Source organism: Sphingobacterium sp. xlx-96 (assembly GCF_011007365.1).
Taxonomy (GTDB): Bacteria; Bacteroidota; Bacteroidia; order Sphingobacteriales; family Sphingobacteriaceae; genus Sphingobacterium; species Sphingobacterium luzhongxinii.
This window is the reverse complement of the sequence record NZ_WFKM01000008.1, coordinates 108896-135865: the sequence shown is the minus strand read 5'-3', so window position 1 is coordinate 135865 and position 26970 is coordinate 108896. Positions and strand designations below refer to the sequence as shown.

At 41.7% G+C, this 26970-nt stretch carries 16 protein-coding genes; 1 reads left to right on the top strand and 15 read right to left on the bottom strand.

The annotated features are described in order from the left end of the window. Positions 1 to 126: 126 nt before the first annotated feature. The 10 genes from G7B20_RS11985 to G7B20_RS11940 form a co-directional block, all read right to left on the bottom strand. A complete protein-coding gene (locus G7B20_RS11985) occupies positions 127 to 687 on the bottom strand; it encodes an alpha-L-fucosidase (RefSeq protein ID WP_205601935.1) in 561 nt (186 codons plus the stop codon). A 150-nt stretch (positions 688 to 837) separates the two neighbouring features. Beyond that, the gene (locus G7B20_RS11980; RefSeq protein WP_164111593.1) at positions 838 to 2586 is read right to left on the bottom strand and encodes a RagB/SusD family nutrient uptake outer membrane protein; all 1749 of its coding nucleotides are present in this window, start codon (positions 2584 to 2586) and stop codon (positions 838 to 840) included. A 14-nt stretch (positions 2587 to 2600) separates the two neighbouring features. After that, positions 2601 to 5768 (bottom strand): SusC/RagA family TonB-linked outer membrane protein, encoded by a 3168-nt coding sequence (locus tag G7B20_RS11975; RefSeq protein WP_164111591.1) that lies wholly within the window; start codon positions 5766 to 5768, stop codon positions 2601 to 2603. A 433-nt stretch (positions 5769 to 6201) separates the two neighbouring features. Beyond that, positions 6202 to 7116 carry an exodeoxyribonuclease III gene (locus G7B20_RS11970; RefSeq protein ID WP_164111590.1) on the bottom strand — a complete coding sequence of 305 codons (915 nt, stop codon included), beginning with the start codon at positions 7114 to 7116 and terminating at the stop codon, positions 6202 to 6204. Between the two features lie 8 nt (positions 7117 to 7124). Continuing rightward, the gene (locus tag G7B20_RS11965) at positions 7125 to 8576 is read right to left on the bottom strand and encodes an alpha-L-fucosidase (RefSeq protein WP_205601725.1); all 1452 of its coding nucleotides are present in this window, start codon (positions 8574 to 8576) and stop codon (positions 7125 to 7127) included. Positions 8577 to 8578: 2 nt separating this feature from the next. Further along, a complete protein-coding gene (locus G7B20_RS11960; RefSeq protein WP_164111588.1) occupies positions 8579 to 10147 on the bottom strand; it encodes a sulfatase in 1569 nt (522 codons plus the stop codon). 31 nt (positions 10148 to 10178) lie between these two features. Next, the gene (locus G7B20_RS11955; RefSeq protein WP_164111586.1) at positions 10179 to 11633 is read right to left on the bottom strand and encodes a sulfatase family protein; all 1455 of its coding nucleotides are present in this window, start codon (positions 11631 to 11633) and stop codon (positions 10179 to 10181) included. Between the two features lie 119 nt (positions 11634 to 11752). Next, positions 11753 to 14299, bottom strand: a complete 2547-nt coding sequence (locus tag G7B20_RS11950) for a hypothetical protein (RefSeq protein ID WP_164111583.1) — start codon at positions 14297 to 14299, stop codon at positions 11753 to 11755. A 20-nt stretch (positions 14300 to 14319) separates the two neighbouring features. After that, positions 14320 to 15450, bottom strand: coding sequence for a glycoside hydrolase family protein (locus G7B20_RS11945; RefSeq protein ID WP_164111582.1), 1131 nt, complete (start codon positions 15448 to 15450; stop codon positions 14320 to 14322). Further along, entirely contained in the window at positions 15443 to 17236 is a 1794-nt protein-coding gene (locus tag G7B20_RS11940; RefSeq protein ID WP_164111580.1) for an alpha-L-fucosidase, read from the bottom strand. The genes G7B20_RS11945 and G7B20_RS11940 overlap by 8 nt, the downstream gene beginning before the upstream one ends. Before the next feature lie 214 nt (positions 17237 to 17450). Between G7B20_RS11940 and G7B20_RS11935 the strand changes: the two genes are divergently transcribed. Beyond that, positions 17451 to 18374, top strand: a complete 924-nt coding sequence (locus G7B20_RS11935) for an AraC family transcriptional regulator (RefSeq protein ID WP_164111578.1) — start codon at positions 17451 to 17453, stop codon at positions 18372 to 18374. 207 nt (positions 18375 to 18581) lie between these two features. Here the strand turns inward: G7B20_RS11935 and G7B20_RS11930 are convergent, their stop codons facing one another. The 5 genes from G7B20_RS11930 to G7B20_RS11910 all read right to left on the bottom strand — a co-directional run bounded on the left by G7B20_RS11930 (position 18582) and on the right by G7B20_RS11910 (position 26962). Then, complete coding sequence (locus tag G7B20_RS11930; protein ID WP_164111576.1) at positions 18582 to 19793, bottom strand: FISUMP domain-containing protein; 1212 nt, start codon at positions 19791 to 19793, stop codon at positions 18582 to 18584. Between the two features lie 8 nt (positions 19794 to 19801). Next, entirely contained in the window at positions 19802 to 20830 is a 1029-nt protein-coding gene (locus G7B20_RS11925; RefSeq protein WP_164111573.1) for a DUF6528 family protein, read from the bottom strand. Between the two features lie 13 nt (positions 20831 to 20843). Beyond that, on the bottom strand, positions 20844 to 22427 hold the full coding sequence (locus G7B20_RS11920) for a RagB/SusD family nutrient uptake outer membrane protein (protein WP_164111572.1): 1584 nt from the start codon (positions 22425 to 22427) through the stop codon (positions 20844 to 20846). A gap of 11 nt (positions 22428 to 22438) precedes the next feature. Next, positions 22439 to 25813, bottom strand: coding sequence for a TonB-dependent receptor (locus G7B20_RS11915; protein ID WP_164111570.1), 3375 nt, complete (start codon positions 25811 to 25813; stop codon positions 22439 to 22441). A 99-nt stretch (positions 25814 to 25912) separates the two neighbouring features. After that, positions 25913 to 26962 (bottom strand): FecR family protein, encoded by a 1050-nt coding sequence (locus G7B20_RS11910; RefSeq protein ID WP_164111568.1) that lies wholly within the window; start codon positions 26960 to 26962, stop codon positions 25913 to 25915. Positions 26963 to 26970: the final 8 nt, after the last annotated feature.

Sequence of the window (26970 nt, the reverse complement as noted above, 5' to 3'; positions counted from 1 at the left end):
AAATAATATCCTTCTGGTACTTTTCGACAATGGGCAGAATATCCGCACCGCCCAACTCGGGACCATGGGCGCCTCCGTCAAACCAGACCATGGCCAAGGGACCATATCGGGACATCAGCTCTTCGGTCATTCTTTCGCACATTCGGTTGTAATGCGCCTGCGGTTCTTCGCAAACTCACTCCCATCATCACTGACCAAAAAGTCGTAAACACCTAAAAATGAATTCCAGCGGATGCCGATGTAGAGACCGGGAAGAATATCATATTTCTTGCAGGATGCTATAAAATCACGAACAATATCACCTTTTCCGTCCTGAAATTTCAGCGCCTTCATACTATAGGGATTGACATCGGACTGGTACAGGGCAAAGCCGGTCTCATGGGTCACCGTAAGGATAGCCATCTTGGCGCCCATATCTTTTACAGAGCGGATCCACTGGTCGGTATCCAATTGCTCCGGATTGAAAATATTGTAATCCTCTACGGGATTAATACGATTATGAGCCTGGTTGTATTTCTTGCCATCGCTGACAGGTAGATCATAACATATTAAGACTGTTAGCTCTGCTTCCTGCCACCTTAACTGTGCAGGCGAAGGTTTTGGAATAGTATCTTGCGCAATGACTATGCCTGATAGAAGTATTCCCCAAACAAACAAAATAACGTGCTTTACATCTAAATTAATCATACAGAATTTTATCAATTATTATTAGGTATTTAAATCTTAATCCATCTTTTGAAGGTTTGGAATAGTAAGCAGTAGACTCTCCTTTTTTGGGCTAACGCCATCAACAAATATAGCTTTTGCTCTATTGGACAACAAGAGCCCGTCCGACAACTATTCATAACCCGGATTTTCTGGAGCAAGTTTAGGATTATTTGCAATACGATTTACAGTAATTGGCAAATAGTATTGTTTTTCCGTAAAACTTCTGATAACGGGGTCTTGCTTCTCGACAAACACCTGGTATTTCTTGGATTGCCAGTCAAAATTAAGTTTGATCTTGTGCATCTCCTTAGATAATTCTGTAGTAGCTATTCTCCATCTCCGCAAGTCCCAAAAACGGTGCCCTTCGAACATTAGTTCAACCTGTCTCTCGTCCCTAATCTGCTCTCGGGTAATAGAAGTCAGCTCGGGCATACCCGCCCGTTTTCTTATTAAATTAATGTGATCAAGTGCTTCAGTAGTTTTACCTAACTCAAACGCCGCTTCGGCGAAGTTTAGTAAAACTTCCCCATATCGATATACAATATAATCGGTAGTGGATTCGCCCGCCTGTGGTTGATCTTTGGTCTCATCAATAAATTTCTTTAGTGGAAAACCAGTGCCCGCAACATAATTTTTAGACCAGGATGTAGCCCTAGCATACCAATTAGCACCATTGTAAGGACCTACAATGGTATTCGAAATAGTCAAGGGACCTGTTGTGCCTTGGAGATAGGTTCCATTGTGACTGTAGACTTTACCATTTTTAAAGGGGGCCTCTTGGTGCAATAACGATGCATACATTCTAGGATCACGGTTACTGAACAGGTCATCCAACGTATGTAACCCCGTTTGTATGGCACTAAAATCCCAATCGCCTGCGGTTCCGTCAATCTTCTGGTAGGCTTGAAAAGTCTCCAGATAGGCTTGTGTATCCGCTCCCCACCCTTTTTCAAATCCTGAAGGATAGGAATACCAATCGAAGGAATGACCTACTGCCCCTATTCCATTAAAAACTTTTGAAAATATCGTTTCTCCGTTGCGTTCATCAAGCCAGATGTACTGATAGTTTTTAGATTTATTATCGGGGTATTTGTTGAATAGTGCGAACTTCTTTGCATCCATTATAGCTTTGGAGGCGTCGTACGATTTTTGCCAATATTTAGTACGCTCTGAGGTGGCAAAACCTAATAGGCCATCAAGCTGTTGCTTACCATATGTAGCGACACTACCCGCATACAGCATGGCCCTGGAATTAAGCGCCAATGCCGTATATTTTGTTATCCGACCATATTCTGAAGCGACCTCGGGTAAAATGATTGCAATCTCATCGCATTCTTTGGCGATAAAATCATATACTTCCTGCTCCGAGTTACGAGACACTTGCAACTCTTCTATGGGGGTATTAAGTGATTGTGCTTGGGTAATAATGGGAACTCCTCCATAACGCTTGACCATTTCAAAATAGTCAAATGCTCTAAGAAATCTCGCTTCCGCTATTTTAATGTCCTTTATCTTAGCGTCGATCGGGGCCTTGGATACGTTTTCTATGAAGGTATTTAAATTACGTATTTGGTTAAATGCCCAGAACTCCAGGTGACCTCCCGTCTGGTCTAATGTACCTTGTATCCAGGCATTTCTAGCATTGACCAAGTATGCCTCTGCTCCTAAATAGGCCATTTCATTTACTAGATTACTGGTTTCGTTATAGAAAAATGGTGTTTCGGCATATAATTGGGCTAAATTAGCATCGATTAAGTTTATATCTGCCCATACTACCCCACTTGAAATTTTGTCCAAAGGGTCTCGATCAAATAGCTTGTCGCAGGAAGTCAAAGTAAGAACTCCTAATGTTAGAAGAAATCTATTAAAATTTTTCATCGCTACTTCAGTTTTTATAGTGTAATATTTAATCCCAATGAATATGACTTATAAAGAGGGTAAGCCCAGCTTGACCCTACTCCCTCGGGATCATAAGGTATGCCGCCCAATTTATCAAATGTTAACACATTATAACCGGTGACATATACCCTTGCCCTAGAAATTCCTACGCGGGAAATAAGACTCGGAGGCAGGGTGTAGCCCACCGAAAAGTCTTTAAGACGGATATAATCTCCACGACGCAACCACATATCGGACGTTACATTCATATAAGTATTTGCGCCATTCGTAGTGACCGGAAACTGTGCCTTGTCTTTATTTTCAGGAGTCCAGCGCCCATCGTATAAGAACTTATAAGAATTCCAAACGTTATTTATAGAAAGGGTTCGCATATTATTATTGAACTCTACACTATAACTGCCGGCACCTTGCCACAACATGCTTAAGTCAAACCCTTTGTACTTAAAGTCAAAATTCAACCCAAACATGGTTTGAGGAAAGGTACCACGGCCAATTTCTTGCCTATCTCGCCAATCAATTTTTTTGTCGTCGTTTATATCTACGTACCGTATCATACCTGGCTTGATGGTGCTATTGCCCTTAAGGTCATAATCAATACCACTGCTCGTTATTTCTTCTTGTGAATTGAAAAAACCATCGGTTCTGTAGCCGAAGGTACGGTCTACCCATTGCCCGGTACGCTTTTGTTGGTATTCCAGATCTGGATCCGTGAATTCTTGCTCGGCATATCTGACGTACTTTGATCGGGCAAATGAAAAATTGGCATTGACAGAATATTCAAAGTCATTGATCTTATTGCGGTGTTTTAAAATAAGCTCAAAGCCTCGGTCGTCTATAGCATTTATATTTTCTTGAGGCAGAGTCGCTCCAAATGTATTGGGCAAAACGTCCGTACGGGTGCCCAATACGCCTTCCCGTAATCGGTAAAACACATCCAGTTCGGCTCCGATTAATCCTTTCCATAGATCTACTTCCAAACCGCCATTATAAGTATATATATCTTCCCATGATATTGATGCATTGTCAATTCCATTGGTACGCAATGTCTTGTAGGGCGCAGATCCGAATACATATTGTGTATTAAAGCCAAACGTAGATTGGTATTGATAGGCTGCTGCATTGCGATCGTAGCCCGTATTGCTGTAAGAAAGCCGCAGCTTTAAGTTGTCAACGAAGCTGAGATTTTCCTTTACAAACTGTTCTTCTGAAATTCGCCAACCGACAGAAACACTGGGAAACCAGGCCCAACGATATTGCGGTGCAAAGCGTGACGACCCGTCGTAACGTACGGTCGATTCTAGTAAATATTTTGACTTGTAGCCGTAGTTTAATCGTCCTACAAAACTCATTCTACTTTCTTCAAAAGCGCTCCCATTGGCCAGTGGATTAGTGGCCCCTGCAAACATCTGATCAATCGAATTAGAAATAAAACCATCCTTATATGCATCAAACCAATTGGATCTGGCATCTATAATCTCATTAACGAATAAGGCTTTAACTTCATGGTCTCCGATCGTGTTTTCATACGCAAGCATGCTTTGCAATGTTAACTCCCGAGAACGGTCCTGCCGCTCCGTCAAACTATATTTTCCGCCGGAAGCTGCAACGGTATAAATGTCATTTTCATAATCGTAGTAATAGGTTGAAAAAGGAATAGTCCATAGTTTATTATAACTATTGTCACCTACATAGTTTCCTTTAAGGGTGGCGGTCAGGCCTTTTAAAAAGGGTGCCTCGTAATTTAAAGATAAGGCTCCTGTTAAGTAATTTCGATCTGTATTATTGTATCCTGACAAGTCGGGGTCCATTAAAATATAGGGGCTTATGGAATTTCTACCGACATAAGGTGTCTTGGTCGGATCTGGATACGACCCTGGAAATCGATTGGTAGTCGTCCCAATAGCTTGAAAAATATTCTGAGTGCTTGTCTGTACGTCCTTATTGATGGTATAGCGTGAAGCTAAATCCAATCCGACTCTTAGATGATCAGCAACTGTAATGTCTACGTTTGACCTGATATTGAAACGATTCAGGTTTACTCCGTCGGACTTGTAGATTGCGTCCTGAAGCAAATAACCACCAGACAAAAAATAATTTACATTCTCACTACCTCCTGAGACGTTAAGATTATTGGTCTGCATTAGAGACCAAGGTTTGATGATATTGTCATAATGCTTGGTATTGGGGTAGGCAGGATCATTCCCATCTCTAAACTTTTGAATTTCTTCTGCCGTGTAAACAGGCTTTAATCCGGCGAAAGCGCTGGCTTCATTTTGTATAATTGCGTAATCCCATGAATCTACATATTCGGGGTAAAATGTGGGCTTCTGCAGTGAAGAACTGCTCGTTAAGCTAATTTGAGCTTTACCTGCCTTGCCTCTCCTGGTCGTTACCAACACGACTCCATTACCTGCTCTGGCCCCATAAACAGCCGCTGCAGCATCCTTTAAGATAGATATAGACTCTATTTCATTCGGATCGATATTCTGGAAGTTGGCTTGCTCTACACCATCCACTATTACCAATGCAGACCCAAAACCACGTATGCTAATAGAAGGCGATGCACCAAGACTGCCTTGCGACTGCTTGGTGATAAGCCCCGGCAACCTGCCTGAAAGGGCTTGCGCAGTTGAAGCAACAGGAACAGCTATTAATTTTTCATTATTAACCGTGGCCACGGAACCGGTAAGATTGGCTCTTTTCTGCTGCCCATATCCCACTACCACAACCTCGTCCAATTGACTGGTATTTTCAATCAAAGTGATGTCGACGGTCGTCCGGTTCTGTAAAGATTCTTCATGTGTCTTATAACCCAAAAAACTAAATGTCAGCTGAGCTCCTTTGGGAACATCTTCAATCCTGTACCTTCCACTGGAATCTGTCTTGGTGCCGAGGGATGGATTATCCTTTACCTGAACTGATACGCCGACTAGCGGCATACCTTTACTATCGCTAACTACGCCTACAACGGTACGATCCTGTTCGTTTCTATTCTTATAGATCAACGTAACGCCTATCTCCTTTCGGGACAAGGCATGTGACAAACATACGTTGGATAATAAAAGGGTAGGGACTAAAACAAGACTCGTCAGCCTAAGGTGAGATACGATACGGCTCCGCGCTCGAGCGGTGTTTTTAAATTGGTAACAATAGGGTTTCATAATTTGACTTAAAATTAAATTTGTAATTATGGTTATTACATATCAGAAGTTCCAAGACATTGGCTCGGAATAACTACATGCTTTAAGGGTCTTGTAGTTTAATATTTTGATTCATACCTTTTGATTCTAAGTTTATATCAGACAGGGTGTTAATGAGGTGTTATGATACCTTAAACTAAATGTTAAGTTACAAACAAGGTAAAACAGAAAAAATAGAGGATATTACAAATACAATGGACTATATTCCACGTTTAAAGGGTATTTTATAATGAGATTCTAAGTGAATACGCTTGAATTCTCTGATTGAGAATTCATTATTAGGGAGATTAGGATGTGAATTAGTAATCCCAACTTGAAGGGCGGTCACCCTTCAAGTTGGGATTACCTACCAAGATCCTTGATACACTGGAAGTAGGTATAAATAGATAATTTGTCAAAATTGAAACTCTGCAACTACGGGATAATGGTCCGACAGCAACCCGTTGGCTTTTCCATTGTACACTTTTGCACCAATACACTTCGTGGCTAAATCTGGAGAGGTAAGAATATAATCTATTCTTTCTAATCGGTCAAACATTTGCTGATCGGTCTCTTGATTTATTGGCGCTAGGGCTAATGTCGGAAAACTACCACGTTGCGGTATTCCTTGGGTAAACTTCTGTACGACATCTATAAGTGGAAATGCTAAAAATGAAGAGATCACTGAATAATCAAGCTCATCATTCAGTAAATTGCCATTAATCCCCTTTCCTTTATTTTGTGCTCTCATTCGTTCCAAAAAATATCCTTTTGGATCGTATAAATCTCCATCAAAGGGTGAATGTGCGTTAAAATCTCCTAGAACAATATAATCCTTACTTTGCGCCCTGATTGTTTTTAACTTATCCACTAATAGGTCTGCTTCTTTGCGTCTAAACTCAATACTGCCAGGATGTAAATGGACAACCACAAAGTCTATATCATTAATAGTACAATGCAACGCTCCATGATGTAAACCCGGTATTAATTTTTCTTTTAACGCGATGGGATATTTCGAGGTTATACCTACTGGATAGCCTGTTGTTTTAAGCAGCAGGGAATATTTGTGCCCCCAACTTTCAGCATCCGATTGTAATTTCTCAGGTGTATATTGACACAGTTCCTGCAAGGCAACAACATCTGGCACCTGCCCCTTTACCCAAGCTCTGAGCTCATTTCGTCTCGCTAGGTCTTTCCCAAAATCATAGCCGTTCCAAATGTTATAAGAAACAACTTTAAAAGCTTTACCTTGTTGAGCAATCGACACATTCGTAACTACAAGGAAACAAACAGCGATTAAAAAAAATTTCCAGTTATATTTAAGCGTCATTTTATATATTATTTATGGTTAACAGCAAACACGGCGAACTCCTTTATCAGGGCCTTAGCCCTGCTCTTGGAAACTGTAAACCGCAACGAGGAAACTTCTACATCATCCACCTTGACCAAATACTTGTGCCCGATACTACTTCCGCTGGCAAGCACTTTCCAGCCTTGTTTTGTTTTGCCCTCCACTTTAAATTCCCTTACACGCTCGCCATGGGCAATATCCTCCTTCAGCTGAATATGGTTGACCGTCTGCAATCCGGGCAACTTCATGGTCAAGATATTGCCCTCGCCACTGGTCTTGGCAAGTGGCGCCGAGAATCTTCGCCTGATCTCATCACCAAACTCTTTGATACGCTTCGCATCGGCCTCGGGAAGTAATCCCGACGGATCTGGTGTCAGTCCAAGGATCAACGTGGAATTGCGCCCAACAGATCCGTAATACATATCCATCAGGCTGGAAAGAGGAAAGATAGCCGCTTCATCATCCGGCTCCCAGAACCATTCGTGACGACCGTTATAGCCCCGCAAAGGGGCATCGCTCATCGCGGGCATGTAGTATCGACCATCGGGATCGCCTTCCTTCAGCAGACGGAAATTGTCCTTGAAAACAAATTTCTGATTCGTAGAATGGGAATAAGGGAAGGGATAGGTACCCCAAGATGGATACGTCACCTTGCCCGTCTCACTGCCTCCCCAGCGGATATCCGCTCGCTGGGTGTTGTGGTAGAAAATAATATCCTTCTGGTACTTTTCGACAATGGGCAGAATATCCGCACCGCCCAACTCGGGACCATGGGCGCCTCCGTCAAACCAGACCATGGCCAGGGGACCATATCGGGACATCAGCTCTTCGGTCATTCTTTCGCACATTCGGTTGTAATGCGCCTGCCGGTTCTTCGCAAACTCACTCCCATCATCACTGACCAAAAAGTCGTAAACACCTAAAAATGAATTCCAGCGGATGCCGATGTAGAGACCGGGAAGAATATCATATTTCTTGCAGGATGCTATAAAATCACGAACAATATCACCTTTTCCGTCCTGAAATTTCAGCGCCTTCATACTATAGGGATTGACATCGGACTGGTACAGGGCAAAGCCGGTCTCATGGGTCACCGTAAGGATAGCCATCTTGGCGCCCATATCTTTTACAGAGCGGATCCACTGGTCGGTATCCAATCGCTCCGGATTGAAAATATTGTAATCCTCTACGGGATTAATACGATTATGAGCCTGCTTGTATTTCTTGCCATCGCTAACATGTAAATCATAATGAAAAATAGCTACCAACTCGGATTGTTGCCACCTTAACTGAGCAGGCGATGGTTTGGGAATAGTGTCTTGCGCGAAGATCAAGACAGGCAAAAACATCCAAAAAAAACTCCAGATAACAGATCTAAGATCAAAGTTCATTGTAAAAAATTTAATCATAACATTCAGGTTTTTATAACCGACCGACATACCTATTTAAGTTTACTATTCATTTGTTTTAAAATTACATCCGGCCAGGCCACTGCCTTGTTGCTTTCTTTGGTCGTCGGCATTAAGGCTCCCCACTTTTTCAATTGGTCGGTCAGCTCAGCGGCAAGCTGAGTTGCAATCCCGGTTTGCTGACGAACCAAGTTAACCTGCTCTCCTAGGTCTTCACTCAAGTTATATAACTCCAGTGTCTCTCTTCTATAATCATACACCAATTTCCATTTCCCCCGCCGGATAGCACTAAAATAATTAATCCCAGGCCCATCCTGAGGAGTCCACTTGTGTGGATAGTGCCAGATCAGAGATCGATTATCGTGCATAAATTTAGCGCCTTTTAACAGGGGTACAAAACTTACCCCATCTACTTGCTGCAGCAATTTTGGTTTTGAAATTTTGGCCATCTCTAGTATAGATGGAAAAAAATCTTCAATAATTAAAGGTTGATGATTTCGGGTATTTGCCTTTACTACTCCTGGCCATTTTACGATCATGGGTTCACGTATACCGCCCTCATATACCGATCCCTTTCCAGCTCTAAGCGGGAGATTTTGTGTGTGTGCTTCCCCACCACGAAAGCTGGTCAAACTTAGGCCGCCATTATCAGACATGAATAAAATTATCGTATTCTTTTCAAGTCCATTTTCTTCAAGATAATCCATCACATCTCCTAAGCTTTTATCCATCCCTTCAATTAAGCTTGCATATTTTGCTTCGGCAGAATCCAATCCCATATCATAGTATTTTTGAACAAACCGTACGTCTGCTTGCATGGGGACATGAATCGCATAATGGGCTAAATGCAAATAAAAAGGTTGCTTGCTCTTTGCTGGCTGATCGATACTTTTAAGAGCTTCGAGCGTAAGTGCCTCTGTTAAAAAGGTATCGCTCCCGTAATATTCTGCCAAACCTTGCACGGCATTGTAAGAGAATTTTCCGGGAATATTCCCGTAATTATCTTTGCCGTAATAGCTTTGTGGATGTCCAATAGCATTACCAGCCACATTTACCATAAATCCCAAATTAAGCGGATTGGCGCCTGGAGTACCCTGCGCCCCCCAATGCGCTTTACCAACGTGTACTGTAAAATACCCCGCATCTTTTAATATTTGTGGCAAAGCCGTCGCGTAGGCGGTGTGGGGTACATTAGGGACGGGACTGTAACCATTATAATTCCAATCGGTCCGGTTAAATTGTTTGTCTTCAGCATCTGAAGGTCTATCTTTCATCACATTGGTCCAGTTGGTCACTCTATGATGAGCGGCATTCATACCTGTCAATAGGCTGACCCGTGTAGGTGTGCAGACAGGAGTTGCGTAGGCATTTGTAAATTTCATTCCCTCTCTGGCTAATCGCTCCATATTGGGCGTACGGTATATCCTGTTCAATGCCATTACACTATCACCGAAAGGTACTGATGTATCCATCCATCCCATATCATCTACCAAAAATACAATGATATTAGGGCGTCGCTCTTGTGCATCTAAGGTGTCTGACGACGCGAAGAAGATAAATACCAAAAAAATAAAAGAAAAATATAAGTTACTTCTTTTCATCTAAAAATTATTTATTGCAATCAATATAGTCTTACTTTTTCCAAATATCAACCTGTACCGCATTTTGTAAGGGCTTACCGGGAGTACTTCTTCCCTGAGCGACATATTGCTCCAATAATTTCATCAAATCTGTCACAACTTCAGGGTGTCGATACGCTAAATTTTTTTTCTCGGAAATATCAGACACCATATCATAAAGCTGAACGGAAGGTAAACCTTGTCTATAAGCTTCTTCATTTTTGGGAGCCGCCCACCCTCCTGACCCAGGACCCAGGATTAATTTCCATTTTCCTTGCTGGATTGAAAAATTGCCATCATGAGATTGTGCGACGACGGCAGCTCTAACGGCCTTATCTGAAGCACTTAATAAATACGGTAATAGGCTATAACTATCCTCGGCGGCATCCTCTGGCAGCTTTTTGTTCAAAATATCGGCACAGGTGGCCATAAAATCTGTTAAGGAAATAACACTGTGATTAACGCTACCACCCTTGACTTGATCCGGCCAACTTACGATCAGCGGTACACGATGCCCTCCATCCCACACATCTGCTTTATATCCACGCAAGTTATTGCTTGGGTAATGACCTAAACTTTCAACATTGTGGGTCCTAAGTACGTAAGGCGCAAAACCATTATCACTCGTAAAAAACACTAGGGTATTGTCCGCTACGCCCAACGAATCTAAGGTTTTCATGACTTGCCCCACCGCCCAATCCGTCTCCATAACAAAGTCTCCATAGTCCGTAACACCACTTTTACCTTTAAACTTTTCTGTAGGTAATATAGGGGTGTGTGGGGAGGTCAAAGCAATATACATAAAAAAAGGCTTTTGCTCTTTTACCTGGTTATAAATAACTTGCTGCGCCTTATGTGTGATGGAAGCAAGTACCTTTTGGGCTTCAAAATCTTTCTCGGCAGGCCCTTCTCTGACCCATTTTTTAGTGACAGTGGGTACACCGAGTGTATACTCATTTTCGATAAAAATAAACGGAGGCATATCCAAAGAAGCACTGATACCATAGAAATAATTAAACCCCAGAGTATTTGGCCCTCCTTTAATGGGTTTGGTATAATCTATTCCCCAACCATCTGTACGTGTAGAATCTGTAATGGCCCATTCCAGACCTAAGTGCCACTTGCCTATAGCTGTGGTAAAGTAACCGTTGTCCTGAAGAAAGGATGCAACAGTAGTCCTATCGGGTTCTATTAGTGGGGCATCAAATCCAAAGAGAACGCCCTTCTGTAATTTTGATCGCCATGGATATCGTCCTGTAATAATACTATACCGTGATGGTGTACATACGGCAGAACTGGCATGGGCATTAGTGAATCGCATCCCCCGTGAAGCTAGCTTATCCAAATTCGGTGTGGGTATCTTCCCTTCTGGATTGAAGCTTCGCAAATCACCATAACCTAAATCATCCGCTAAGATGAAAATTATATTAGGCTTGGATTGCGAATGCGCATGCAATACAAAGCTCATAAGAACGATTGCAATATGAAATATTTTTTGTCTCACTAGTTTTTAACGTTTATTTTTTCTTTACGCGGCGCGATGAACAATAACCGGTAATAAAAACATATAGCATACCGAAAAATTCATTAATACAGCCGGATTGTTTCTCTTCTGGTATCATTGGTTAGCGGCCACAAGGTATTGTTCTCTTTTTTATACTTATTTGCTTTGACTTTTCGCTCAAATAGAACATGGCTTTCAAAGTTTTCGGCCTGATCGAATAAAATAGTGACATCCTTACCTACATAAGGAGTCAGATCAAAGCCTGCCATCACCCAAGGTTGCGACTTTTCATTAATCATACCGGGCTTTGCAAAATCGGGGTATGAATTTAACTTTGATACAGTCCTTTTTTGGGGCCTCACAATTGCTCCATTAATGGATACATTGACCTCGTCGGGCCAGCCAATTACTAGCAGCTCTGCCCTGTCGTTTGCATCGCTAGGCACTTTTAAATCAACTCGTATCCCTGATGTATCTTTTGTGGCTTTAAATTGAACTGCTGAAGGCTTATCCAAGGGGATTTCTTTTGTCCCAGGACCGATTTCTAATGCCATTGTCGAATAGCCTGGCACCTCGACCTCCATAATCGTATTAGGCTTAAATATTACTGGATAGTCTCCAATATAAGGGAAAACAACTCGTGCATAATAGTTTCTTTTTAAGTCACCCTCAAAACCTGTACTTGCATCAAAAGGTATACGTAGTATTTGCTTATTTGCATTAGGGTTTCTGATCGTCATCACACCCGTATTCTTGTTCCACCCCACATAACCATAAACCTCCCCATCATCTGGTCTACCACCAACATAAAATGTCCTGTTCAACTTTTCCCGATGCTTAGCCGCCCAATTATCAACCAAGCATAAAACTTTCCATTCATCAGCATTCATAGATGGTGAGGAAATATACCATTCTTTTAAAAGGGTACCTCTGCCATAATGCATCAAAACATAATCCATCCAATCTTGTAAAGTTTCTTTCTCAACCGTTTTCCCCGTTTTAATAATTCCATGGGTCATAATGCGAGAGATGGGAACCAGCGGTCTATCGTCGGGGTCTCCCCACATCCGCCAAAAATAGCCGTCACGATCGCTGGTCTTCATGGCCCAGTAAGACAAATCAGGCCAATTACCGTTAGTACCATCATCGCCGGCAAGTAACCAAAGATAATCTGAATACATCAACCAGTAAGGAGAAAACCATACCCAATTCGTTAAGTTTTGTATAATGTCAGGTTTAAGATTTCTTGTAGCTAGCAATATTTCAATTTGTGCATCCAAATTTGCTTCGTGGCCATGCCTATCGGTACCGGGATGATTATTCCCTATACTCCTATCGGACAAGTCATTGAAATCATGCTTATAGTAAACCAAATCAGCATCTCGAGCAATAGCTGGTATTTTTTCCAGCACTTCATTCTTGTATTTATCCGCACTCAAGCTATAATATCTACCAAATCGTTCAAAATGCTTATTTCTCACGGCCTCGGCATAGCCATTCTTTATCCCCCAATTAATATTGCTATTGTACCCTGCAATGGATAACCACAGTCCGAAACCGACACCTTCTTTCTTAAGCTTGCTGCTTAATTTTTTCACATCAGCCATCCCATTCGGAAAATACTTCGGTGAGGGCTCCCATATGGAATTTTTGTTTTGCCAACCATCGTCAGCGACCATAGCATCCATTTTCACTCCATAAGGTGCGATCGCCCGCTTGAATTCTCGATATACGTTCAACAGACCATCACCACTTAGATCTTTTGCTTTTTGATCAAACCAATTATTATAGTGAAGAAAAGATTTTGGTGATTTCCATATGCTCGCCAAGTATGCCATAAAAGATTGGTGGATAGATAATCCATTTTGCCGCATACCTATTGCGGCAATTTTACTATGTATGATAAATCCTTTACGCTCATTAAGCTTAGTAAAGCCAGGAAAATGCATGAGCCGCAACTGTCCTTTTGTAGGGGTAGGTGTTATATCCCGCCCCTGTAGATCGATATAACTATAGTTGCCTACTTTTTCAAAATATCTACCATCTGCTTTAGGCGTATTTCCATCTGTGTGCCTTGTATGACTTGCCGGATATTCTAAACCAAAAAACCAATCATCAGCTACAAAAACTGGCTCTCCTCTGCCTCCTCCCTGCGCTGAAGCGTCAACAACCATACGTTCGACTTCAAGTCTATCGACGGTAGCCTTTTTTTCATAATGTAACTCAATAAATTTGCGGGTGTATGCATCGTGCTTTGCAATATAATAGGTGATGGTCATCCGGGTAGGCATAGAGTCGCTGTTTGACCGAGATACTAGTGGCTTATAGTTTATCTGAATAAAACTGGTGTCTCCCTTTGTAAAAGGAACCGGTATTGATTCTATTTCGAAAGCATCAATACCGTATCCTTTATCACTCCCCATCGGCAAGATATACACTTCTTCGCTATTTACGTGCAATCTCTTTTTTTGAGATTTATTATAAAAACCAGTCGTCCGCCAAACTTTGCCATCAAAAGAAAAAGAACGTTGCATTAGGTCATTTTCCAACACCATATGCTGCGCTAACGTATAGCTGTGACAGCATAGTATGCAATAGAAGTATATCAAGGTCTTCGTAAATAATTTCATCTTTCTATTATCTGGAATAATCAATTTTTATTTATTAAACCCCGGTCTAACGCAACCGCACCTTTAGAACTAATCTTCATGACATAGCTTTGGGTATTACCACTTCCGAAAAGACTAAAGCCTGAAGTGACATATAAATATGCTGCTTTACCATTAATCATCAAAACCTGTGGACGTTCAAATTTAATATCTCTACTCAAATAATGATTGACCGCATTCTTAAGACCTTCTTTGCCTAAATAGCCTACTACCGGAAAGTAGCCCTGCTCTTTTTCATTGAAATGAATCCCATCGTCTGACTTCCAAAGAATACCACCCCCTCTTTCAATTAACCCATGATTGTCGGTGGTCAACAGGTTAAATTTTCCGTCCTGATAAAATGCATAACCATCTTCTACGGATTCGTCATTATTGGTAACGGGAAAAGGCAACTGTACATAGGGTCCTTCGATTTGCTCAGCAATGGCAAGTCCCATTTTTGCATTTTTACCGTCACTGGACTTATAGTACAAATAAAACCCACCTTTTGGATGTTGAAGCAATGCGGGGTTGTTCACGCCGTTTTTAGCTTGATAATTCCAGTATTGCGGATTGTCCGATGGGGACAAGATTCTTCCATCTTTTCCTACACGCTCCCAGGGTCCATCTATATGCTTCGAAACGGCCATACCTATATGCTGATTAGCAGGATGTGGTGGCTGATTCGGATTATTATTTCCAATAAAGAGCAGTACATATTGATCACCCACTTGATGAATAGTAGGGTTATGAACCGCTACCTTGTCCCAAGTATCCTTGCCTGTACCTTTCAAGACTACTTTTGAAAACCTAAATGGCCCCTCCGGGGAATCACCCACATAATGCGCAATCTCACTATGAGAACGCCAAAAAGGCTCTACTTTATCGCCGGGCCAACGCTCAACAAATAAATGAACTTTACCATCGGGGGTCATGATCGGTGAAGCTCCCCAAATGGTATAACCGGGTTCGTCTATCGCCACTCCTATATATTTAAGGCAAGACGCAAATGAATCCTCCGATGCCTTGATGCCCTGGGCTTGTACACTCCAAGATAACCCAAACAACAAAAAAAACATTAAAGCTACGGAGCTGGATGAAATAGATCTACGCTGAGTAATATAATTAGTCATTTTTTCCATATATATATAAGTGATCAAGTTTATAATCTTTGTCCTTTCCGCCTTTTAAAGACAACCTCATATAGCGAGCAGGTACTCCTGGCAACTCAATGCCTGCATTAAACTGTGCAACAATAACATCTTTGCGTCTTAATTCTGCTTTAAATTCTTCAATCTTTTTCCAGGAGATCTTGTCAGTTGATACTTCTACAGCAAATATACCCGACGTACCAATCTTTGCATTTGCAACATCAATACCTGTAACCGTGTAAACTTGACCAAGATCTACAGTAATTTGCCCGCCTTTAGATCCTAAGTGCTCATTCTTTAAAATAATATTACCATAAATTGGATCTGCAAATCCTAAATTTTGACTTTTGTTATTTGCCATCCCTAAGATTTCATCTTTAAACTCCAATTCAATGATGATAGAAGGCTGGTCTAAAGGCTTTTTATTAAAATCAATGCGCACCTTATTATTGTCTTGAATAAAGTTTACTTTTTCTCCCGTCAAACTCTTGAGGGCAACAATTTTATTTTTTAATGGGGGAAGCTCTAACAGACTATCCGTATCACTCGTAATATGTACAAAAACTTTATTACCGCGAGAGGTACTTCCTCCCCATGAACCGGGATACCACGGCCCTCCTTTGGTATTGTAAATGGTATGACCATATTGCTTGAGCCAATCACCTACTTCTTCCAGCCTATTTACCTGAGAAGGTTCAAAATGACCTTCCCACCTAGGCCCCCAACTCAAAAGCATATTTCCATTACCGCAGGCTGTATTTGTAAGCATCTGTATTAGTGTCTTCTTAGACTTTACAGGAGAATTCGACCAAGACCAAGAACCGCTCAAAGTTATACAACTTTCCCATGGTCGTTCTTGATACATCCCTATTTTTTGCTCGGGAGTGTCAAAATCACCGGGAATGCTCGCTCTATTGTTAATGATAATACCGGGCTGCAATTCTCTTATCATCCGCGTTAGATTTTCAGAATCCCACATATCCGCAGTAAACATTCCGCCCCACCAACTTGCGTCAAACCAAAACACGTCTATCTTACCGTATTTGGTACACAATTCACGAACTACATTATATTGATATTCAATGTATTTTTTATGCCTTGGTCCTGGCAGTACTTTTTTTACTCCGGGCTTGGGCTTAAAATAGGGTGCTTCCTCTACGACTTCGATCAGAGATGGATCAACAGGAGCATAATCTGGATGGTACCAATCTCGCTGGGAATAATATATTCCAAACTTCATCCCTGCCTCGTGACATGCGTCTGCAATCTCTTTTAAGTAATCACGACCAAAGGGAGTATTGGTCACTTTGAAATCAGAAAAGTCAGTATCCCAAAGATGGAACCCATCATGATGCTTGGCAATAGTGACAATATATTGCATACCCGCTCTTTTCGCTATTTCAACCCATTTTCTGGCATCAAAATTTGGAAAATTAAAATATTGCGGATATGTGGTCCAAACACTATCAGGAATAGGCCCCTTTCCCCTATCGGGAGCCTTACGGGTCTGATTTACGCCCCAACTCAGATCTTTCCCGACGTAGGTTGAGAGACCAAAATGAATAAACATGCCGTAACGGGCAGCATTGAACCATTCCATTTCGCTTTTAGTGGCAAAATTGCTTGCATTCCACGCTTCGGGAGTAAATTTTTGAACTAGATTCCATCTTACTTGTTTTGTAGAATCATCTCCTATCACAGACCACTGTGCCTTAACAAAAAAAATACACATGGTGTTAAAGCATAAAAACAAAATTACTTTTTTCATATTTGATTTATAAAATGTTACACACCAAATCGTTTTGATGGATTAAAGTTTCTAATTTTCATTGGTTACATTTAGTGATCAAACGCACTAAATATTATTTTTATATTGCATTTTTTGAAATTATTAGGCTTTAAAAAAGTAGCAATTGCTAAAATTAAATACACTAACCAATAAAAGAAATAGATTATATAACAATTATGATGGACTAAATTATATGAACAAGAGCGAATATACTTCTAAAATCACCATCCCAGATGCTTACTGGTCGGGTAAAGGCCGAAAAATAATAGTGATCCCATTTCAGCTGTTAAAAACACAAATCGAGGCTAACGCGCTATTAAAGAGCCTGCATATAACCGAAATCGGATATTATCCGAATGCTGCCCAACACTATACACATCGTCAAAAAGGAAGCAAAGACAATATCCTAATCTATTGTACCAAAGGTGAAGGATGGGTAAAATTAAGAGGAGAATCGTATATCATTAAACCCAATAATTTTATCATTCTGCCCAAGAATATTGAACACGAATATGGGGCTTCAACTGAAAATCCTTGGACAATTTATTGGACAATGTTTGGAGGAACTGGAATATCCGAATTAAATGAATTTGGTTTTACGCAGGTAGCTTTCCAGCCCAAAGCTTTTAGATGTCATCAGGAAGCGCTCAAACTATTTGATGATATGTTCACCGTGCTGGAAAGTGGTTATAGTACGCAATACATCGTTTATGTGAATATGCAGTTTTGCAATTTCTTGACATTATTTCTTTTCCAGAATGAATCTATTGTTAAAAAAAACTCCTCCAATCACCAAACCGATATAGTACAAAAAGCAATATCTTACATGCAGTTAAATCTTACTGGAACCGTTACGATTTCCGCTCTTTCTAATGCCGCCGGATGCTCTGTATCAAAACTGTCGAATGTTTTCAAACTAAACACGGGACATACCCCAATAGATTATTTTAATCTTCTTAAAATACAAAAGGCCTGTCAAAGTCTATATTCTACAAACAAACTGGTGAAAGAAATCGCTCTGGAATTAGGATTTTCGGATCAATACTATTTCTCAAGATTGTTTACTAAGTTAATGGGCATCTCACCCAATAATTATAGAAGCCGAAATACGGTTTAGTCCCTACAGGCAACTATGATATCGAAAATTGTATTATAGCACTACCGCTGAGCCAAGCGTTTAGATATCATGGTAATAATTGTTAGACCATACATTAGCTTTAGGAGGAATGTGGGGATTGTACAAAAAAGAGGGGCTGTCTTTTTGAGACAGCCCCTCTTGCTTATTGCTAATGCTAACCTATTGGCAGCCTATTAATAAAACATTTTAATCTATATAATTGGCGACACAACGTATGCAATATCCATTGAGACCAGAATCGGTTCCATTTGAAAAATTAGCATTGCCCGCCCCAATAGTGAGCCTTAATGGATTATTACCGACATTAGCACTAAGAAAGGGCACCCAATGATAGGAATACAGGCCTTCTTGTTGAAAGGCTTTACTAGCTTCATTCCAACGACCATTAGGGAGAATATTAAAGTCGATCTGCTCACTCAATTCTTTGAACAAAGGGTAAGCTCCACTTGGGAAGTTTGAATTGCCACCATAATTAAAGGTAGTGCCTCCCTCCCAAAGCCCACCTGCAGATTGTGGGGAACTTCCTTTAAGGTACGGGCCGACAATCCCCCAATTGGTCAGAGTTATGCTATTTACAACACCTACCTCTCTGCCCCAACCTATGATATAACCGTCTTTACTAGAGCCTACATCCGATAAAACACTACCTGATATGTTGTATTCCGCTTTAATGGCGACCAACAGATCATACCAATCATTGGCATTCGCTAGGTGCCAGCCTTTAGGGCAGGCACCCTGAATCTGTATATTGGCCGAACTCGCTGTTGTTCCATCAAACTTGAATGCATTACCGGCATCATCCACACCAGCATACCCAAACTTATACGGATTCTGAGCTACTGTCGCTTTGGAAATACCTGTTAGGGCTTCAGCCCATGTATACAACCTGCCATAGATAGCTGATTTACTCTCATTATTATCATAGGCCCAACCTAGGTTGCCATCGACGCCTTTTTCGTTCAGATTTTCAATCATCCAGGTCTTAGATCCAAATCTCTTAGTCTTATAGTTATCCAGGCTCGGTGGTGGAGTCAATATCGTGATCTCCTTATAGAACCAACGGGTATAACTACGTTTCTTATTTTTCACAGCTGTAACACCTAGTGATTTGACTGGAATTAAACCTCCTTCAACAGATCCCTGCACCGTAATACGGTTGGTCCCCTGTCCGGATATTAAGGTAAGCATATCGGGCAATTCCCATTGATAGACTACACCCTCGGTCGCATCCGCTATATAAAATTCAAATTCTTGCCCTCCATCAATTGCGAGCGACACCGGTAATGAGGTCTTTATAAAGTCAGGTTGAGCGATAGAATCTTCACTTTCTTTTTTACAGCTCCACAACAAAGAAACAATGAAGAGCACAATCAAACCGTGTAAAAATATATTTTTCATACTCCTGATTAATTTGTCTGTTTATAATTGTGGTTAGATGGATAACTGAACGGATTGTGGATAAACCAGCGTGCTTTATACATCTTATACGAATCCTTGAAGAAAGCACTACTACCCCTGATATTAATTATTCTATTGGTCCAGTACGAAGTAGTGGGCTCGACAATGATCGTACCAAATCCTGCAGGGCCATCGCTTATGGATTTAATGTTGCGCTTCGAATAAGGATGCTCCATAAATTTTCCGCTGTTTATATCAAAAATATAGATCTTGGAACTCGTGGTCAGGTAAAGTTCCTCCTTACCATAGACTGGAAACATATCATGCGGATCTCTGTCAGGAAGTGTATAAAATTTGCTTCCCTTGGTCAAACTAAGGTCGCCTCCGTTATTTTCATACGTAAAAGTGTAAAGGTTTTGGTCATCGGTAGACCATAGTATATTCCTTTTGTAATCCCACACCACATTATGTGCAAATGTCTGGTTATAGCGTTTGTGCTCCTTGGCTACATAAGCATTCAAAGAATCAACTTTGTAGAGTTTTAGGGCATCACCCTGTCCATTGGAAGCTATACTGCTAGCCATCACGATGTTACCATCCGGAAGAAGCTCTGCAGAATGAGGATTTCCCGGATCTCTCGTATAAAACATAAGCTTCTTATCGCTGATCCTGACTAAAGCAACCCCACCACTTGATGCGGTGAGTAGTATATACTGCTTTTGATAAACGGCTTTTGCCTCATCAATCTCTTTAAACCAAGCCGCTTGGGTACTATTGAGGTGTTCGCTAGCCTTCCAGTTCCAAAGCACTCCTTTGCTCAGTGAATCTATGATGACCACTTGCCCCTCGGACTGCTCACTGATAAGGATCGGCCGTTGACTATCTTTAAGAGCTGGTACGGGATGACTCTCTTCACTACTATCGCCAAATGGGTCTGAAAAGTCTAATATAGGATTCTTTTCTGCAGTGCAAGACAGTACAAGCACCATCAAGGGCAGCACCCATAGTTTTAAATAAATTCGCAAATTAATCTTCATGTGTATGTCTTATTTATTCACCCCAACCTGGGTTATTTGGTTTAAGATTCGGATTCAATTCTATTTGAGAGCTGGAAACAGGCCACCAATAATCCCTAGCCGGATTAAACGAGCGGGAAATAATGATAGCGCCATCAAATTTCTTAATACTTTGGTTCATCTCCTTTTCGGCTAGTTTCCAACGTCTAAGATCGTTGTAATAAAGACCCTCACCGGCAAACTCTACCCGACGCTCGTACCGTATATGTGTTCGCAACAAATTCTGGTCAGCTCCCGGAAAAGAAAGAGCTGTTGGCGCTGTAAATCCAACCCGCTTCCTGATTTCCCCAATAGTATTTGCCCAAGTCGTAGCGTCCAAGCGTCCAAGCTCATTCATCGCCTCAGCATACATCAATAATATATCGGCATAGCGTAGCACCATATAGTTGATCTCGGACATATTCTCTCCAATTTGAGCCTGTTCGGTAGTCACTGCAGCAGCATCATAAATGCTGTATTTCTTAAAGGTATAACCGGTCTGTATCACCTTGAATACAATGTTGCTACCATTGGTTTTTACGGTCTCGCCCATAAATGTAGAACCAGGGTACACGATAGTCATCTTAAACCTAGGATCTAAATTTTCGTATGCCGCCGAATTGGCAAAGCTTGAACTAGCCCTCGGTTTGCCATCGATCATCCAATAGGCATCCTCAAGGTCCTTAAGTGGAGCAGCATTATTATATTGCCGCAAGGTAATATCGAAGCTACTTCCTAAGTTTGGTTCGTTGACATTTTGTATATCAAATATACTTTCTCTTCCATTTTCACCACTCAATAAGAACAGTTGTCTATAATTGGGATTAAGACTATACGTATTTAGGTCCATCACCTGTTTAGCGGCGGCAGCGGCCGCTTCCCAACGGTCAGTAGCATGATCAGGATTCAACAAAGGAGATGCTTCAAAAAGCAAAAGACGAGCCTTTAATGCCAAGCTTGCACCCCGTGTGGGCCTACCGATATCGCCATTCTGGCTGTAACGCACAGGAAGCAATGTGGCAACCTCATCCAATTCTTTCAGGATGAAATCAGCAACCTCTGCATGAGCCGTGCGTGGGTAGTCTTTCTGTTCTAACTCTGCTTCTTTCAGAATCAGTGGTACATCCTTGTAATAAGTGATCAATATCTGATACAAGAGTGCCCTCAGAAAGCGTGCTTCAGCCTTCATCTGCATAATCTCAGGTTTCGAAAGCTCCTGATTCTTGTCGATATTGTCTAACAAAGCATTACACCGACCGATACCGCGGTAGGCTGCTGTCCATCGTCCATTGAACAATGCCAGATCTGGCGTCTGTGTGCCTAAGGCCACACTATTCCAACCCAGTCTATTATCGTAATTATAAGCGTTGGAACTGGCCGATTCTTCCCAAAGAGGGGATCCATTACCAAATAAATACTGATCTTTTAAAGCGGCATAGCACCCCGTGAGCCCTGCCTTAGCCGTCTTGGCGCCTAACCAAAAAGTCTCTTGGTCATACTTGTCCGTCGGCGATACTGTCAGTTCGCAGGATGAAAGACTGATCGCTACAACAACACATAAAAATATATTCTTAATCATGGGATATCTTCTTAAAAATTCAAATTCAATCCTATACTATAACTTTTCAGATTCGGATATTCATACAAATCTCCTTTGGTGGTGGTCAATTCAGGATCCCACATCTTAAATTTGCTCCAAGTCAAGAGATTCTGACCACTGATATACAGCGCAGCCTTGGCTATGTGCACCCGTTCCAACCATCTTAATGGCAGGTTATAAGTCAGTGAGATATTCTTCATCCTCAAATAGGAGGCATCTCGCAACCAAAAGGTGGAGTTAATAAAGTTTTCACTGGCATCGGTATAGGTAGTGAGCAACGGTAACTCGGCCTGTGGGTTGGAAGGTGTCCACGAGTCCCGAGCCCAATCTTCTGTAACACCAGCTCCATTATTGAACGGAAAAGCGACATTACCAGTAGGATAAACATCAACATTGGCAACGCCCTGAAACTGTGCATCCAGCATGACCTGCCCGTAGCCCAGACTAGCCGAGAATCCATAGTTATAATCCGGTATGGTACTGCCAGTAACTATCTTATCCGCATCGTCTATATAATTGTCTCCATTGTTGTTGTTGTATCGTATGTAGCCTGGCCGCAACTTGGACCGCGTACCATAAACGGCCTGCGCATTATCAATTTCCGCTTGGTTCTGATAATAACCATCTGCCTGATAAAGGTAATACGAATTGATAGAATGTCCTTCTTTAATGATATAACGTCCAGAGATAATCTGCTGATCGGCAATATCTATCACTTTATTCTTGACATAAGATACTGAACCCTGTATGCCATAATTAAATAGTCCCACCTGATCTGCATAATCGACAGCTAGCTCCCAGCCCTCATTATCCACCTTGCCTAAGTTGACCGTTGGCCCGGATAGTCCACCAACCTGACTCGGAATTGCTATGGCACGTAGAATGTCGTAAGTACGTTTGTAAAAATAATCCCCCGTAATATTCAGTTTGTTCCAAAGGTTTATGTCAAGACCAATATTATAGGCTGTAGTCGACTCCCAACGGATATTTCTATCTGCCAATGCGGAAGTCGCCGCACCGCCGGCAGTCACCCCACCAAAGCTATAGTTGTAGCTATTATTGATATTGACGGTACTGTTATATGCTCCATTAGTCACGGCTTGATTTCCCAACTTGCCGAGCGACCCACGTATCTTTAGGCGTTCGATGGCTTTGCTATTGAAAAAATCTTCCTTGCTGAGCATCCAACCTAAAGACATGGACGGGAATAGAGCCCATTGATTGCCTGGGGCAAATCTAGAGGATCCATCATACCGAAGACTGCCCTCTACCATATATTTTTGTTGGTAATCATAAGCAACACGAGAATAAAGAGAAGCTAAGATATCTTTGGATGAACCTCCAGTAGCTTGCGCATTTGTTTGGTCAGAAAGGGCATTCAGTTCGTACAGACTATTATCATAAAAGCCCCAATTGTAGGCCTGAAATCCTCTGCCGTCATTGATCTGATAATCCTGTCCAAACATGGCATGTATATTATGCTGCCCCAATTCCTTCTCAAAGACCAACCTGTGTGATAGTGTAAATTGCTTCTCTAATGAGTCCCAGTCTTTGATACGCGGAGCCGTACTATTGAAATTTTTAATATCTCCGGTTTTAGGATCTACGGTATACATCTGCGGTATAAAGTCTTTGCTGAAATGATCTACACGACGATAGCCCAAGGTACTATGATAGGTCAGATTTAACGGGAGCTTGTACGCTATGTTGAAATTGGTCAGCGTCTCTTGATAGTCGCGATAGGTAAATCCTTGCTCGACCTCCATCCGTGGATTCTCAACATTGTTACGCCCTGGTGTGTAAAGCCAACTGGCACCATAAAGGTTATTTTTGTGATAGTCGGATATAATTGGTAATCCACGCATAATCACACCAAACACCGTACCCGTACCGTAGCCCACTTCATTGAACTCTCTCAAATTACCTATGATACCTGCATTAATCTTCAATCTAGGCGTAGCCTGCGCAGATACTTTGACATCAAATGAGTAACGCTTGGCATCATCATTAGCGATGAATATCCCCTGTTGATTCATATAACCACCGCCAACTGTGAATGTATACTTGTCTCCACCTCCCGAAACCCGGGCATTGTACTGCTGTAAGAAACCATTATCCAAGGCGATATCAAACCAATTGGAGGCTGGATATACCGATGGGTCGGTTCCCATTCCCGATCTATACTCATCAATCTGTTCTTGGGTGTAGCTCAATGCTGCCTTACCAGAGTTAGCCTCTGCCCTATTTCGCATCTGCATATAAAGGATTGGATCGTTAACGACCTTTGGTAAAAAACTAGCTTGCTGAATACCGGTATGACTCCGCAATTCGATCTTGGTTTTTCCTGCATGTCCTTTTTTGGAGGTGATAAGAATCACGCCATTGGATGACTTAGAACCGTAAATAGCGGCCGATGCATCTTTTAGAACTGTGATTGTCTCTATGTCCGCTGGATCGATCTCATCAAAGTTGTACTCGATACCATCCAACAAGACGAGTGGATTAGCATTGTTCAAAGTATTTACGCCCCGGATACGGATGGTCGTTGCATCTTTACCTGGCTTGGCCCCAGCTTGATTAATCCAGAGCCCTGAGGTCCCATACAATGCCTGTGAAGCATGCGTCAAGGTCTGCTTTTCTTTATCCACCATATTGACGGTAGACACCGAACCATTGACCAGATCCCGCTTTATCGCACGATAGCCGACTACGACTACCTCGTCTACAGCCGCTGACACTTCCTTCATAAAAACCTCTATTTTAGCTTGATCTGCTTTTAACTCTAATCTTTCAAAGCCCAAATAGGTAAATATTAAGATTGGTATTGCAGTAGATACTTTCAAAGAAAATGTTCCATTCTCATCCGTTATCGCTCTGCCTGGACCACCACTCTCTATCACTGAGACCCCCTTTAATATCTCTCCCGCTGCATTCCGAACTACTCCAGTAACAGTATGCTGTTGCACCTCCTGTGATCTTAAAAGATCTGTACTTGTTGCATAAGAAGAATTCGGTACAATCGTAATCTGACCGTCAGATTCTTTGAATGTCAGGTGATGTTTGGAAAGCTCTTTGGATAAGACCTCCTTGAAATCCCGGTTTTTGGTATTGACGGTAATCCGCTTGTTAGCAATCAACTGGTCGGAGTACAACAGAGCTACATCAACCTGTGTCTGTACATGTTCTAAGAATTGCTTTAATGTCGCGTTTTCCATTTTTATCGTGACGCGTTGAGGAAAGGCAAGTGCACTGATTGACAAAAAGATACCTGTCAATGCTAATGTTCCGATTTTCATACTATAGCTCAGTTGTGACGGCAAACGCCATCGAGCGGGCATATATTGCGCCGCCTGTTTTTTTTTCATAATTTTGAATAGATTAAATTGTGCAAAACGATTTATTTATCAACGGATAAAGGGGAGGTGCAACTCCTCTTTATCTTCTTTGTTTCATCTCTTTTAGTCTTACTTCTTTCTGATCCAGACCTCCTTTTCTATTTGTGTGATTTCATAATCTTTCAATTCGTAGAGACTGCTGAGCGAACTCACAATATCCACATCAATATTAAGCCTGCCCGAATATGCTACCTGTAGCGCTCTAAGCTGACTGTCTAAATGTATCTTTACATTGTATACACGCTCCAACTTGCGCGCGAGCGCATCTATACTCAATCGCTGCAGAACTAATTGGCGCTTGGTCCAGAGTATATCATCCCCGTTGGCTTTACGATTAATACTTATCTTGCTTTGCCTGCTGTCGAAATCGACCCGCTCTCCTGGTTTCATCTTTATTTCACCAAAGAGGCCTTTGGTACTCTGTAGCGCTATCGACCCCGTAAGTAGCTCTATGGTAGTATGACTATCCTCTTCGTACGAATTGACATTAAAGGTAGTACCCAAGACATTTATTGATGTCTGTGCGGTACGCACGACAAAGGGAAGTCCATTATGTGCGATATCAAAGTATCCCTCTCCATTGAGGTATACTTCGCGCGTCCCCTGACTCATGTCGTTTCTAAACGTAAGGTAAGATCCTGCATTAAGCCAAGCCGTGGATTTATCCGGGAGGATGAAAGCCTGCCGCTTGCCATAGGGAACATACACGGTCGAATAAACGGGAACTTTGTCCATATCAGGGATGATGTGACCTTCCAGACTTAACGCAGTATTCACTCCGTCGGTGTTGAGCGGATTGACCATGCTACTGTCCCGGCCATTGACCGAAGAAATCAGTAACATCTCATCGGCTGCCCCAATAGCATCTTCATTCTGCCGGGCAATGTACATGATATTCAGCTCTGGGGCTGTTTTTTTTGAGTTCTGTTGAAGATAGAATAAAAAGAATAGACTTAAGGCCGCAGCAATACCGGCAGTGTAACTAAGCATACGCTTGGTGCGTCTCTTTCGGTGCTGTCTTCGTATCGATTGATACAGTGCAGACTTGGCCCCGGTATCAAACAAATCATTTGAGCCAAGATTAAATATTTTCTTATATTGTTCTTTCTTTCTGTCCACAACAAGTG